This is a genomic window from Streptomyces sp. HUAS MG56, assembly GCF_058673395.1.
Genome location: NZ_CM178722.1, coordinates 3,342,638 through 3,356,367, shown reverse-complemented (window position 1 = coordinate 3,356,367; position 13,730 = coordinate 3,342,638). Strand labels below are relative to the sequence as shown.

At 71.3% G+C, this 13,730-nt stretch carries 12 protein-coding genes; 5 read left to right on the top strand and 7 right to left on the bottom strand.

The window, feature by feature from the left end; translation table 11 throughout:
- Window positions 1-31 precede the first annotated feature (31 nt).
- Together AC4OXY_RS15975 and AC4OXY_RS15970 are read left to right on the top strand one after the other, a co-directional pair.
- Complete coding sequence (locus tag AC4OXY_RS15975; protein ID WP_356036453.1) at window positions 32-664, top strand: ArsR/SmtB family transcription factor; 633 nt, start codon at window positions 32-34, stop codon at window positions 662-664.
- A 14-nt stretch (window positions 665-678) separates the two neighbouring features.
- Window positions 679-1,431, top strand: coding sequence for an SRPBCC family protein (locus AC4OXY_RS15970; protein WP_376290867.1), 753 nt, complete (start codon window positions 679-681; stop codon window positions 1,429-1,431).
- A gap of 13 nt (window positions 1,432-1,444) precedes the next feature.
- Here AC4OXY_RS15970 and AC4OXY_RS15965 read toward each other — a convergent pair whose 3' ends face one another.
- Window positions 1,445-3,271: a DUF8508 domain-containing protein gene (locus tag AC4OXY_RS15965; RefSeq protein WP_491994108.1), complete on the bottom strand. Its 1,827-nt coding sequence runs from the start codon at window positions 3,269-3,271 to the stop codon at window positions 1,445-1,447.
- A 275-nt stretch (window positions 3,272-3,546) separates the two neighbouring features.
- Between AC4OXY_RS15965 and AC4OXY_RS15960 the strand changes: the two genes are divergently transcribed.
- From AC4OXY_RS15960 to AC4OXY_RS15950, 3 genes are all read left to right on the top strand, one after another.
- The gene (locus AC4OXY_RS15960; RefSeq protein ID WP_356036459.1) at window positions 3,547-4,974 is read left to right on the top strand and encodes a hypothetical protein; all 1,428 of its coding nucleotides are present in this window, start codon (window positions 3,547-3,549) and stop codon (window positions 4,972-4,974) included.
- 170 nt (window positions 4,975-5,144) lie between these two features.
- The gene (locus AC4OXY_RS15955) at window positions 5,145-6,596 is read left to right on the top strand and encodes an alkaline phosphatase PhoX (RefSeq protein WP_491994107.1); all 1,452 of its coding nucleotides are present in this window, start codon (window positions 5,145-5,147) and stop codon (window positions 6,594-6,596) included.
- 127 nt (window positions 6,597-6,723) lie between these two features.
- Window positions 6,724-7,290, top strand: coding sequence for a TetR/AcrR family transcriptional regulator (locus tag AC4OXY_RS15950; protein WP_362818964.1), 567 nt, complete (start codon window positions 6,724-6,726; stop codon window positions 7,288-7,290).
- A gap of 48 nt (window positions 7,291-7,338) precedes the next feature.
- Here the strand turns inward: AC4OXY_RS15950 and AC4OXY_RS15945 are convergent, their stop codons facing one another.
- The 6 genes from AC4OXY_RS15945 to AC4OXY_RS15920 form a co-directional block, all read right to left on the bottom strand.
- A complete protein-coding gene (locus AC4OXY_RS15945) occupies window positions 7,339-8,532 on the bottom strand; it encodes a TerD family protein (protein WP_491994106.1) in 1,194 nt (397 codons plus the stop codon).
- 64 nt (window positions 8,533-8,596) lie between these two features.
- Window positions 8,597-9,586, bottom strand: coding sequence for a zinc-dependent alcohol dehydrogenase family protein (locus AC4OXY_RS15940; protein ID WP_376290876.1), 990 nt, complete (start codon window positions 9,584-9,586; stop codon window positions 8,597-8,599).
- A complete protein-coding gene (locus AC4OXY_RS15935) occupies window positions 9,583-10,419 on the bottom strand; it encodes a carbohydrate ABC transporter permease (RefSeq protein ID WP_356036469.1) in 837 nt (278 codons plus the stop codon). The genes AC4OXY_RS15940 and AC4OXY_RS15935 overlap by 4 nt, the downstream gene beginning before the upstream one ends.
- On the bottom strand, window positions 10,416-11,354 hold the full coding sequence (locus tag AC4OXY_RS15930) for a carbohydrate ABC transporter permease (protein WP_362818958.1): 939 nt from the start codon (window positions 11,352-11,354) through the stop codon (window positions 10,416-10,418). The genes AC4OXY_RS15935 and AC4OXY_RS15930 overlap by 4 nt, the downstream gene beginning before the upstream one ends.
- Entirely contained in the window at window positions 11,351-12,721 is a 1,371-nt protein-coding gene (locus tag AC4OXY_RS15925; protein ID WP_356036473.1) for an ABC transporter substrate-binding protein, read from the bottom strand. The genes AC4OXY_RS15930 and AC4OXY_RS15925 overlap by 4 nt, the downstream gene beginning before the upstream one ends.
- Window positions 12,722-12,820: 99 nt before the next feature.
- Window positions 12,821-13,591, bottom strand: coding sequence for a DeoR/GlpR family DNA-binding transcription regulator (locus AC4OXY_RS15920; RefSeq protein ID WP_356036475.1), 771 nt, complete (start codon window positions 13,589-13,591; stop codon window positions 12,821-12,823).
- Window positions 13,592-13,730: the final 139 nt, after the last annotated feature.

Genomic DNA, 13,730 nt, shown 5'->3' with positions numbered 1-13,730 from the left:
CAAAAAAAGTGTTCGGTGCGAGGGTGGACGCATGCTGGACGTGACCGTGATCGAGGACCCCGAGGCGGCGGCCGTGTCGCTGGACCCCGTGCGGGCCCGGCTGCTCGCCGAGCTGGCCGCCGAGCCCGCGTCGGCGGCGATGCTGGCCGGCAAGGTCGGACTGCCCCGGCAGAAGGTGAACTACCACCTCAAGGCGCTGGAGCGGCACGGCCTGGTCGAACTGGCCGGGGAGCGCCGCAAGGGCAATGTCACCGAGCGGGTGATGCGCGCGACCGCCGCGTCGTACGTCATCTCGCCGGCCGCCCTGCCCGCCGTGCAGCCGGACCCGGAGCGCTTCCGGGACCAGCTGTCCGCGCGCTGGCTGCTCGCGCTCGGCGCGCGTCTGGTGCGGGACGTCGGCGCGCTGATCACCGGCGCCGCCAAGGCCCGGCAGCAGCTGGCGACCTATGCCCTGGACGGCCAGGTCCGCTTCGCCTCGGCCGCCGACCGTGCGGCCTTCGTGCAGGAGCTGACGGCGGGCGTGAGCGCCCTCGTCCGCAAGTACGACGCCCCGGGCGCCGAGGGCGGCCGGGACCACCGGATCGTCGTCGCCCTCCATCCCGCGCTCAAGGCCCCCGCGCTCAAGGACCCCATGGTCAAGGACCAGCCCCCTACAGAGAGTTGAGCAGGAGTCCCGTCATGTCCCAGGAATCGCCCAAGGAATTCGAGATCGTCCGCGAGTTCGAGGTCGACGTCCCGCCCGAGCAGGTGTGGGACGCGGTCGTCAACGCGCCCGGCGCCTACCTCTGGCCGATGGACCCGCCCGAGCCGCGTGTCGGCGGCTCGGGACCCTTCGGCTCCACCGTCACCGCCTGGGACCCGCCCCACCGCTACACCAACCGCAGCGAGAACGTGGGCATGCCCACCCAGTCGGCCAACCAGCTCGACTACACCATCGAGCCCCGCGACGAGGGCCGCCGCGCCTGGGTGCGCTACGTCCACAGCGGCGTCTTCACCGACGACTGGAACAACCAGTACGACGGCGCGAGCAAGCACACCAACTTCTATCTGCACACCCTGTGCGAGTACCTCACGCACTTCGCGCCCCGCCCGGTCACCTTCGCCCAGGTCGACGGGCCCGCGGCCTCGGCGACCCAGCAGGCGCTCGCCGCCGTCGCCCACGCCCTCGGCCTGCCGGACGACGCGGCCGCGGGCACGAAGACCGGCCTCCGGGGGCCCGGCGGGCGGACCCTGGACGCCGTGGTCGACTACCGCAACCCGTACTTCCTCGGCCTGCGCACCGAGGGCGCGCTCATCAGGTTCTTCGGGCGCGGTCACTGGGGCGCCCCGCTCGGCATCAGCGTCCACGACTTCGCGCCGGACGCCGATGCCGAGGCGAACGAGACCGCCTGGCAGGCCTGGCTGAACGGGGTGTTCAGCCGCCAGGCCTGAAACCCCTGGCGGCTTACGGGCGGAAGCGCAGCACCTGCGGGTCGTGGTCGCTGATCTGGTCGTTGAACTCCGAGTTGATGTGCACGCTGTCGTACGCGAAGTCGCCGTCGCGCCGGATCCGCGGGCTGATCAGGATCTGGTCCAGGACCTGCTCGTTGCCCTGGTAGTCGTAGGTGTAACGCTCGCTCCTCGGCAGGGACTTGATCGCCGACCACAGCTCGCCGTCGCCTTCGAGGATCTTGGCGGTGCCGGAGAACTCGAAGTCGTTCATGTCGCCGAGCGCGAGGACGTCCGCGTTCTTCTGGACCTTCAGGATGTCCTTGACGAACGCGTTCACCGCCGTGGCCTGCGCGTGGCGCTGGACCTCGGAGCTGCGCGTCACCGGCTGGTACTGCGCGGTCAGCGGCTGGTCGCCGCCCTTGGAGACCAGGTGGTTGGCGATCACGAAGACGGTCTTGCCGTGGAAGACGAACTGGCCGGCCAGCGGCTTGCGGCTGTCCTTCCAGGCCGCGTTCGCCGGGTCGACCCGGCCCGGCGAGGCCGTCAGCTCCGCCTTGCCGTTCACCTTGGTGACGCCGACCGCGGTGGTGGAGTCGCCGCCCGCGCGGTCCACGAAGGACACCCGCGCGGGGTTGAACAGGAACACCTGGCGGATGTTGCCGCCCGGCTCGCCGCCGTCCTGGTCGTTGACCGGATTGATGGAGCGCCAGTCGTACTTCGGGCCGCCCGCCGCGACGATCGCGTCGATCAGCTTGTTCACGGTGACGCTCGCGTCGACGGTGCCGTCGTCGGTGGCGCCGTTGTCGTCCTGGATCTCCTCCAGGGACACGATGTCCGGCGACCGGAGGTTGTTGACGATCGCGGCGGCGTGCTGGTCGAAGGTGTGGTCGGACGGGTCGAGGTTCTCGACGTTGTACGTCGCCACCGCCAGCTCGCGGCCCGACTGCCTGCGCGTGGTCTCGCGCTCCAGGCCGCCGCTCCTCAGCGTGCCGAGCCTGCTCGCGACCAGCGTGTAGCCGCCGTACTGGTTGAAGTCCAGCGGGCCGGTGGTGGCGCCGGTGAGCGTGTCGCCGACGTTCGCCTTCGGGAAGTCGGCGGTCGCGCCCAGCGACTGTATCTGGAGCCGGCCGGTGTTCTGGGAGTCGTAGGAGTCGTAGACCGTGCCGCCGCGGCGGTTGCGGTGCTCGTGCGGCTTCACCGTGACCCACAGCTCGCTGTACGGGTCGGTGCGGCCGACCACGCGGGCGTCGGCGACCTGGACGTTCATGCCCTCCAGGGACTCGTAGTAGTCCAGGGCGTACGTCGACGGCTGCAGCGGCAGGCCGTTGACCGAGCCGTTCGCGGCCGTGTCACCCGCCGGGGTGTACCGGCTCGGGACCGACTTCGCGTCGATCACGACCGGCGCCGGGACCGGGTTGCCGGTGGAGACCGTGGTGACCGTCGGCCTGGTGATCTCCGTCAGGGACTGGTTGCCGGACGAGGTGCCGCCCGGGACGTACTCGGAGACCGTGCCGGTCACCGTCACCGAGTCGCCGACCGCGACCTTCGGCGTGGAGCCGGTGAAGACGAACACGCCCTCGCTGGTGCGCGGGTCGTCGTCCGGGTTCGGATCCTGCATCCAGAAGCCTCTGGAGGAGCCGTACGCGCGCGTGGCCGTGACGATGCCGGGCACGTCCGCCACCTGCTGGCCGGCGAGCGGCGAGATCCGGGTGGTGCCCTGGATGTCGTGGATGCGCACGGAGTCGGCGTGCGCGGGGGAGGTGAGCACCACGGCGGACGCGGCGGAACAGACGGCGGCGACGGTGAGCGCGGCGAGGCGCGCGGAAGACCTGCTCGGCAAGGGATCCCTCCGGGGATGTGACGAAGCGCCGGGACGAGGTGGGGCACGGGCGGATCGGGAGCGTGGGGAGCCGGTCGCCCTCCGTGACACGCGTAGAGCCGAGTGAACAGTTGTCCCCCCAACTTCTACGCGCGTCAATCTCCAGCTTGTGCAAGGGAGTTGTCAAGGTTTCAGCCATGTACGACGGCCGACGGGGAGATGAACCGGGCGGCATGGGTGGAAATCCGTCTAGGCTGAGCGGTCGAGCCCGTTCACGGTCCGAGGAGAACCAGCCGATGTCAGACAGCTCCCCCCTGCCGCCCGTACGGCTGCGTCCCGAAGCGGAGCTGGCGCGCGCCGCGCTGTCCACGCCGTTGCTCTCCCGCGCCGCCCGCCTCGCCCGCTGGGCCGGGCCCGACACCCGTGTGGACGCCGGCGGCGGACTGGCCGAGGAGCAGCTTCCGGCCGCCGCCGAACTGCTCGGACTGACCGGGGACGACGCCGCCGCCCACGCCGGGGAGGCCTGGCGGGTCGCGGTGGACACCGGGCTGGTCGAGATCGTGGACGAGGAGGAGGGAACGGTCCGGGCGGGGGAGGAGCTGACGCTGCTCACCGGCGGTTCCCCGCACGACGTGCTCACCGTGTGGCTCACCGCCGTCGAGACCGTCCTCGCCGACGCCGCCGTGCCCGACCTGGACGATCTGGTCGGCGCGCTGGACGAGGGCGGCGAGGTCGATTTCTCGTCACTCGACTGGGACCCCGAGGCCGAGGCGGAGTTCCTCGACGGCGTTCTCGGCAACCTCTACCTGCTGACCGTGAGTGAGGACGGTCCCGGCGACGGTCCCGTCCCGCTGCCCGCCCTCGCCGCCTCGATGATCGTCCCCGACGACATGGGCGAGCCCACCAACGATGTCCTGGAGCAGGTCTCGGACGCGATGATGCGGCTGGACGACCAGTTCCGGGTGCTGGAGCCGGTCGGGCTCGTGGAGTACCAGCCCGTCGACGAGGCCCTCATGGCCGACGCCGAGGAGGAACCGGCGGAGCCGGTCGACGACACCGACGTCTCCCGCTACGGCATGGTCCGGCTCACCCCGCTCGGCGCGTACGGGCTGCGGGCGCGGCTGCTGGACGCCGGGTTCGAGGCGCCTGCCGTCGGGGAGCTGGCCGACAAGGGCGCGGACGCGCTGCTCGACGGCACGGCCGGATTCGGTCCGTCGGCGGCCCAGGCCGAGACCGAGCAGTGGCTGACGCGGCGTGAAGCGCTGGTCGCGGCGCGGGAGTTGCTCGCCGCCGCGCGCGGCGGCGACGAGGGCGCGCCGCTGCGCCGACTGCGCTGCCAGCAGGCTCTGTCGCTGATCGGCGGGGACGCCGAGCCGGCGCTGCGCGAGGTGCTGGACGATCCGGAGCTGGGCGGCCTCGCCCGGGTGTGGCTGACCGAGCAGGGCGCCGCCGGGGTGCCGGCGCCGTCCGAGGACATGGTCTTCTGGCTGACCATCGACACGGTTGCCGCACAGCTCGCCGCCGAGGGCAACTCCGAGGAACTGCAGGCCCTGGTCGAGGGGCTGGCCGCACAGCACAGCGGGTTCTTCGCGGCAGCGTGGCGGGTGGAGCACCCGGCCACCGCCGACGTGCTGGAGGCGATGGGGCGGCTGCACCCGGACAAGAAGGTGGCGAAGGAGGCCCGGAAGGCGGCGTTCAAGGCGCGTTCCCAGCAAGGGAGTTGAGGGCAGCCGAAGAACCCCTTGGGTTCGGCATGGGGCAGTGCATACGGATTCTTGAACAAAGGGCTTCGAAGTCGCCCGGTGTTCAGCCGGTGTTCAGAAGCGGGCGTGAGCGTGGGCGCCGGACCGAGGACGCCACCCTCCACGGCACTTCCACCGTCTCAGGAGACACCATGTCGCTCACCCGCAGGGACTTCGCCAGGACATCCGCGATCACCGGCGCCGGGGTGGCGCTGGCGGGCAGCGTCGGCGCCCTCGCCAGCGCCCCCGGCGCCCTCGCCGCCACGGACGACGCCGAGACCGCGGCTGCGGACGGCACGGCGGCAGGCGGCCGGCGCGGCATCGGCTACGGCCCCCTGATCGCCGACCCGGCCGGCCTCCTCGCCCTGCCCGAGGGCTTCACCTACCGCGTCATCACCTACAGCGGCCGCACCACGCTGGAGTCGGGCGAGTTCACCCCGTCCAACCACGACGGCACCGCCACCTTCGACGGCCCGCGCGGCGCCACCCTGCTCGTCAACAACCACGAGCTGGCGGGCCCCCGCGCCAAGTGGCCCCACCCGGTGCCGCTCACCGAGGGCCTGGTCTACGACCCGGCGGCGGCCGGCGGCTGCACGGTGGTCGAGGTCCGCCGCGACCACGTGGCCGAGTGGGTCGGCATTGCGGGCACCGCCACCAACTGCGCGGGCGGCAGCACCCCGTGGGGCACCTGGCTGACCTGCGAGGAGACCGAGGACAAGGCCGGCCAGAACGGTATGACCAAGGACCACGGCTATGTCTTCGAGGTCGACCCCGCCGACCGCCGGGCGGGCCGCGACCCCAAGCCGATCAAGGCGCTCGGCCGCTACGCCCACGAGGCCGTCGTGACCGACCCCGGGCGCGGCCACCTCTACCTCACCGAGGACGCCTCCGGCCCCAACGGCCTGCTGTACCGCTGGACTCCGCCGGAGGGCTTCCGCCACGGCCTCGGCAGGCTGCGCACCCTCGCCGACGACGCGGGCGTGCTCCAGGCGTTCAAGTGCTTCGACTCCGGCGGGAAGTTCGTCGACGACCTCTCCCGCGCCACGAGGACCGGCACGGTCTACGGCGTCGACTGGGTGGACGTCCCCGACCGCGACGCCAGGTCCGTCTCCGTCCGCAAGCAGTTCACCACCGGCCAGGTCACCCGCGCCCGCAAGCTGGAGGGCATGTGGTGGGGCGACGGCGGTGCCTACGTCGTCTCCTCCTACGCCCGCGAGGAGAGCCCGGTCCCCCACGACGGCCAGGTCTGGTTCTACGACCCGAAGCGCCGCACCCTCACCCTCAAGGTGCTGCTCGGCGTCAACCCCGCCCCCGCCGAGGACGGCCCCTTCGACGGCCCCGACAACATCACCGTCTCCCCCTACGGCGGCCTCGTCATCGCCGAGGACGGCGAGGGCGTCCAGCACCTGTTCGGCGCCACCGAGAGCGGGCGCACGTACCCGATCGCCCGCAACGAACTCAACATCGGCACCGAGGCGTCCCCGGAATACAGCGAGTTCACCGGCGTCACCTTCTCGCCCGACGGCAGGACCCTGTACGCCAACATCCAGACCCCGGGCATCATGCTGGCCATCACGGGGCCGTGGAAGCGGCAGAAGCGGTAACCCGTTCCTTCGCTCGCACCGCGGCTGCCTGCCGCGACTCCACACGCATGCCGCTGAGGCGCGGCCGACTCCGACCTGGCGTTCGGTAGCATGCGCGGAGAGTCCCCGGTGGGCGAGGAGTAGCTGGATGGCGCAGGTCAGGCCCATGCGCGCGGACGCTCGGCGCAACTATGAGCGGTTGCTGAAGGTGGCGGCGCAGGCCTTCGCCGAACATGGGGAGAGCGCGTCGCTGGACGACATCGCCAAGCGGGCGGGTGTCGGCACCGGCACGCTCTACCGGCACTTCCCCACGCGGCAGGCGCTGCTGGAGGCCGCGTACGTGGACCGCATCGAGGCGCTCGGGGCACGGGCCGACGAGCTGGCGGCACAACTGCCGCCGGGCGAGGCGCTGATGGAGTGGCTGTACGAGCTGTGCGTCGGCACGATCCAGGTGCGCGGACTGAAGGCGCTGCTCGGATCGGCGGTCACGGACGGCAGCACGGCGGCGCTGCCCGCGTGTGGGACGCCCGTGCGCGGCGCCGCGGGCCGGCTGATCGAGGCCGCGCGGGCGGAGGGCTTCCTGCGGGCCGACCTGGAGCCGGTCGAACTGCTGCGGCTGGCCCACGGGGTGGCCACGGCATCGGAGCTGGCGGACGGGGAGGGCACGCAGATCCGGCGCTATCTGGCGCTGTTGACAGAAGGGCTGCGGGCGTAGGGGGTGCCCCGCGCCCCGGAGGGCGCGGTGGCTGCGTCGCGACAGGGACTACAGGGCCCTCGCCCCCGGGTCCACCATGTTCCGGACCGTGCGGGCCTTGACGAAGTCGCCCAGCGCCGTCATGTCCCACTCGCCCGAGAACTGGCGGACGAGCTTGGCCATCATGACGCCCGTCTGGGGCTCGGCGTTGGTCAGGTCGAAGCGGACCAGCTCCTCGTCGGTGGCCGCGTCGACCAGGCGGCAGTAGGCCTTGGCGACCTCGGTGAACTTCTGGCCGGAGAAGGAGTTGACCGTGAAGACCAGGCCGGTGACCTCCGGCGGGACGCGGCCGAGGTCGACCACGATCACCTCGTCGTCGCCCCCGCCCTCACCGGTGAGGTTGTCGCCCGAGTGCTTGATCGCGCCGTTCAGGATCGTCAGCTTGCCGAAGTAGCAGCTGTCGATGTGGTTGCGCTGCGGGCCGTACGCGATGACCGAGGCGTCCAGGTCGATGTCCGCGCCGCGGAACGCCGGCTCCCAGCCGAGGCCCATCCTCACCTGCGAGAGCAGCGGGCGGCCGGACTTGACCAGGGACACCGTCTCGTTCTTCCGGAGGCTGACGCGGCCCTTGTCCAGGTTCACCTTCCCGGCGCCGGGGACGGGCGCGGGCGGCGTGGGCGGGGCCGGAGGCATCGGGGGAGCCGCCGCGGCGGACATCGGCGGGGCCGGCGGGGTCACCGGCTGCGGCGGGGCCGCGGGCGCCGCGGCCGGTTCCTCCACCGTCACGCCGAAGTCCGTCGCGATGCCGGCCAGGCCGTCGGCGTACCCCTGGCCCACGGCGCGGGCCTTCCAGGCGCCGCCCCGGCGGTAGAGCTCCACGACGACCAGCGCCGTCTCCGCGCCGAGCCGGGGCGGGGTGAACGTGGCCAGCGCGGCGCCGGTGTCCGCGTCGCGGATCGTGGCCGTCGGCTCGACGCCCTGGAAGGTCTGGCCGGCCGCGTCCGGGCTGGCGGTGACCACGATCTTCTCGATGTCCGGCGGGACGGCGGGGGTGTCGACCGTGATCGAGTCGGGGGCCGCGCCCCCGCCGGACGTGTAGGTCACGCCCGGGCCCGTCGGCTGGTTGTAGAAGATGAAGTCGTCGTCCGAGCGCACCTTGCCGTCGCCCGTGAGCAGCAGGCCCGATACGTCGAGCCGCACGGGCGCGGACACGTCCACCGTGACACGGGCGGCCGACAGAGGGATGTTCGAGCCAGGGGTCATAGCTGTCATACCGGGTGAACGAACGACATCGCTTTACCGTTCCCTTACCCAGCCCCCAAGTGGCTCAGGGCACCACCACGATCTTCCGGCCTACCCCCGCCGCGAACTGCTCCAGCGCCTGCGGGTAGCGCTCCAGCGGGATCCGGTCGCTGATGAAGACCTGCGGGTCCAGCACGCCGTTGGCGAACAGCTCCGCCGCCCGCTCGAAGCTGTGCAGCACCGCCATGGAGCCGGTGATGGTGATCTCCTGGTTGTAGATGCGGTACGGGTCGATGGTCACCCGGGTCGCGTAGTCGGCCACCCCGAACTGCAGGAAGGTGCCCGCCTTCGCCACCCGGTCCAGGCCGTCCTGGATCGCCGCCGCGTTGCCGGTCGCGTCCACGACCACGTCCCAGCCCTGCGGCCGCTCCAGCTCGTCCGCGTTCGCCGCCGAGCCGGACACGCCCAGCCGCCGAGCCGTCTCCAGCCGCGCCGGGTTCACGTCCACCACGTCCACGCTCGCCGCGCCCGTGCGCTTGGCCAGCTCCAGCATCATCAGACCCATGGTCCCGGAGCCGTAGATCAGGACGTGGGCGCCGAGGCGGCTGCTGAGGATGTCGTAGCCCCGCACCGCGCAGGACAGCGGTTCCACCAGGGCCGCGTCCTCGGTGCGCACGTGCTCCGGCAGTTTCACGCAGTTCGCCACGGGGGCGACCGCGTACTGCGCCGCCCCGCCCGCCGTGGTCACGCCGATCGCGGCCCACCGCTCGCACAGGTTGTTGTGGCCGCTGCGGCAGTGACGGCACTCGTAGCAGTACAGCGAGGGGTCCACGGCCACCCGGTCGCCGATCGCGACCTCGGTGACCTGGCCGCCGACCGCGACCACCTCGCCCGCGAACTCGTGTCCGGGGACGATCGGCAGCTTGGGCGCGAACTCGCCCTGGAGGATGTGCAGATCGGTGCCGCACAGGCCGCAGGCCGCCACCTCCACGACGACCTCGCGCGGGCCCGGTGTCGGGTCGGGCACCTCCGTGACCACGGCGCGGCCCACGGACTCGATGACGGCGGCCTTCATTTCACGGCTCCCAACGACAGGCCCTGGACCAGTTTGTCCTGGGCGGCGAATCCTGCGGCGAGCACCGGCAGGGAGATGACGAGCGACGCGGCGCACACCTTGGCCAGGAACAGGCCCTGGCTGGTGATGAAGCCGGTCAGGAAGACGGGGGCGGTCTCGGCGACCACGCCCGTCAGCACCCGGGCGAAGAGCAGCTCGTTCCAGCTGAAGATGAAGCAGATCAGGGCGGTGGCGGCGATGCCGGGCAGGGCGATCGGGGCGACCACGCGCGCGAGGATGGTCGGCAGCCGGGCGCCGTCCACGCGCGCGGCCTCGATGACGGCGACCGGCACCTCGGCGAGGAAGGACTGCATCATCCACACCGCGATCGGCAGGTTCATGGAGGTGTAGAGGACGACCAGGAGCCAGATGTTGTCGAGCATCCCGGTGTTCCTGGCGAACAGGTAGATCGGCAGCAGGCCCGCCACGGCCGGCAGCATCTTCGTGGACAGGAAGAAGAACAGCACGTCCGTCCACTTCTTCACCGGCCGGATCGACAGCGCGTAGGCCGCCGGGAGGGCCAGGAGGAGGACACAGAGCGTGGAGACCACCGACGCCACCGTGGAGTTGATCAGCGCGGGCCACGGGCTGGCCCCGCCGCCGCTGCCGAAGAACTCGCGGTAGCCGTCGAGCGTCAACGACGCCGCGAAGGACGGCGGGTTGGTCGCCGCGTCCGCCTCCGAGTGGAAGGAGGTGAGGGCCATCCAGGCGATCGGCAGGAAGAACACGATCCCGGCCAGCCAGGCCACGAGGCCCAGTCCGTTCCGGCGCAGTATGCGCGATACGGCGGTCATGCGCGGGACACCTCCTCGCGGAACAGGGACGACACCACGCGCAGCGCGAAGGTCGCGATGATGATCGAGCCGATGACGACCAGCACGCCGGCCGCCGAGGCGAGGCCGTTCTCGTGGGCCTGGTAGAAGCTCTGGTAGACGGTGTAGGGGAGGTTCGCCGTCCCCAGGCCTCCCGAGGTGATCGTGAAGACCGCGTCGAAGTTCTGCACGATGTAGATCGAGCCGAGCAGGGCGCCGAGTTCGAGGTAGCGGCGCAGGTGGGGGAGGGTCAGATGGCGGAAGACCTGCCAGTCGTTCGCGCCGTCGACCCGCGCGGCCTCGATCTGCTGCTGGTCCCGGCTCTGCAGCCCGGCGAGCAGGATCAGCATCATGAACGGCGTCCACTGCCACACCAGGGAGGCCTCGACCGCGAGCAGCGGGGTGTGGGAGATCCAGTCCGGCTGGGGGCCGCCCACATAGTGCAACAACCCATTGAGCAGGCCGTATTCAGGGTTGTAGAGCACATGCTTCCAGAGCAGCGCCGCGGCCACCGGCACCACCAGGAAGGGTGCGATCAGCAGGGTGCGGACGATGCCCCGGCCGCGGAACCTCCGGTCCAGCAGCAGGGCGAGCACCAGCCCCAGCACCAGGCTGGCCAGCACCACCGCCACCGTGAGCAGCACGGTCGTCCAGACCGACTGGCGCAGGTCGGCGTCGGTCAGCACCTGGCGGTAGTTGTCCAGGCCGGTGAAGTGACGGGCCTTGGGGTAGAGGGCGTTCCAGTCGAAGAAGGAGATCACCAGCGTGGCCACGAACGGCAGTTGGGTCACGGCGATCATGAAGACGAGGGCCGGCAGCAGCGGGGCCCGGGTGGCCCAGGCGCGCAGCCGGGCCGAGGGTTGTTTCACCATGTGTGCGGGGGAGGCCGCGAGGGCGGCCGTGGTCGTGGCTGTCATCGTCCCTCGTACTCCTTGGAGATCTTCTCGGCGAGCTGTTGGGACTTCTTCAGGGCCGAGCCGACGGACTGGCGTCCGGCGATGGCCGCGCTGATCTCCTGGGAGACCTTGGTGCCGAGGTCGGTGAACTCCGGGATGCCGACGAACTGGATGCCGGGTGCGGGCCGCGGCTGCACCCCGGGGTCGTCCGGACGGGCGCTCTCGATGGCCTGCCTGGTCATCTCCTGGAAGGAGGCGGCCGACGCGCGGTAGTCGGCGTTCTCGTACGTCGACGCCCGCTTGCCCGCCGGGACGTTCGGCCAGCCGCTGGTCCGGCCGACCAGTTGCTCATAGCCCTTGCTCGACGCCCAGGAGACGAACTTCCAGGCCTTGTCGGGGTTGCGGGAGGCCTGCTGGATGCCCCAGGCCCAGGTGTAGAGCCAGCCGGAGGACGGGGTCCTCTCGACGGGAGCCGGGGCGTAACCGAGCTTGCCCTTGACCGGTGAGCCGTCGGCCTCCAGCAGTCCGGCGGCGCTCGTGGCGTCGTACCACATGGCGACCTTGCCCTGGGTCATGTCGTTCAGGCACTCGGCGAAGCCGGACTGGGCGGCGCCGGACTCGCCGTGCGCACGGACGAGATCGACATAGAACTTTGTCGCCTTCTCGAACTCGGGCGCGTCCAGGTGGGCCTTCCACTTCGTGTCGAACCAGGTGCCGCCGAAGGTGTTCACGACCGTCGTCAGCGGCGCCATCAGCTCGCCCCAGCCGGGCAGTCCGCGCAGACAGATGCCCTTCATCCCGGGCGTCGCGCCGTCCGCCTTCGCGGCGAGGCCGGCGACCTGCTGCCAGGTGGGGTGGGCGGGCATGGTGAGGCCCTTCGCCGCGAAGACGTCCTTGCGGTACATCAGGAACGACGACTCGCCGTAGAAGGGCTGCCCGTAGAGCTTGCCGTCGTCGGCGGTGAGGGACTGGCGCATCGGTTTCAGCACGTCGTTCTCGTCGTACGACGGGTCCTTCGCGACGTACGAGTCCATCTCGTGCAGCCAGCCGTTGCGGGCGTAGATCGGTATCTCGTAGTTGGACAGGGTGGCCACGTCGTACTGCCCGGCCTGGTTGGCGAAGTCCTGGCTGATCTTGTCGCGGACGTCGTTCTCGGGCAGGACCGTGAAGTTGACCTTGATGCCGGTCTCCTTGGTGAAGTGCGCGGCGGTCAGCTTCTGCAACTCGGTCATCTGCGGGTTGTTGACCATCAGGACGTTGATGGAGTCGCCGCCGGAACCGGTCCCGCCCGCGCCGGCCCAGCAGCCGGAGAGCAGCGGGGCGAGCAGCGTTCCCGCGGCGGCCATGGCGAGCGTGGCTCGCGGCCTCCGTCGGCTCGGGGTGCGCATGGGTCGCTCCTGGAGGTATGGGGAGATAAGGGGCGCTCCTCGGCGTGAAGAGCCCCTGGAGGAGGAGAGTTTGATTTTCGGACCTGGACGGTTTGTTTTTCAGACCCTGATGACCTGTGGGCCCAGCAGGGAGTAGCGGTGGGCCTCGGCGGCCGGGAGCAGGGTGCTCGTCACGATCGCCTCCAGCGCGCCGACCTCGGCGAACCGGCAGAAGCTGACCGCGCCGAACTTGGTGTGCACACCCGCGAACACGGTGCGCCGGGCGGCTCGCAGCGCCTGTGCCTTGACCTCGCTGACCGCCGGGTCGGGCGTGGTCAGGCCGTACTCGCGGGAGATGCCGTTGGCGCCGATGAAGGCCAAGTCGAGGACGAAGCCGGCGAGCATCTTCGTCGTCCAGTGGTCGACGGTGGCCAGCGTGCCCGCCCGGACCCGGCCGCCGAGCAGCAGCACCGAGACCTGTTCGGCCTCGGCGAGGGCGGCCGCGACCGGCAGCGAGGCGGTGACCACGGTGAGCGGCCGGTCGGTGGGCAGGGCCTCGGCGATGAGCTGCGGGGTGAAGCCCTCGTCGACGAAGACCGTCTCGGCGTCCCCGAGCAGCCCGGCCGCGGCGGCCGCGATCCGGCGTTTCTCGGGCACATGGCTGGTGGCCCGGAAAGCGAGCGTCGTCTCGAAGCCGGCGCTCTCCACCGGATAGGCGCCGCCGTGCGTACGGCGGACCAGACCGTGGTCCTCCAGGGCCCGCAGATCGCGCCGGATGGTCTCCTTGGCCACGCCCAGCTCCTCGGCGAGCGCGGCGACGTCGACCGAGCCGGTGGCCCGCGCCGCCAGCACGATCTCGCGCTGGCGCTCCTCGGCCGTCCTCGTGCTCATGTCGTCACCCGCTTTCCCGTGGGACTGCCCGTTCGGGCCCATGGGGGAAGTTCTACAGCGGGGGCGCGGTGCCGACCAAGCCTGTCGCGGGCCCGTTTCTGCCCGTGTGGGCCCGTTTGCCGGGCGTGGTGCCCGCCGT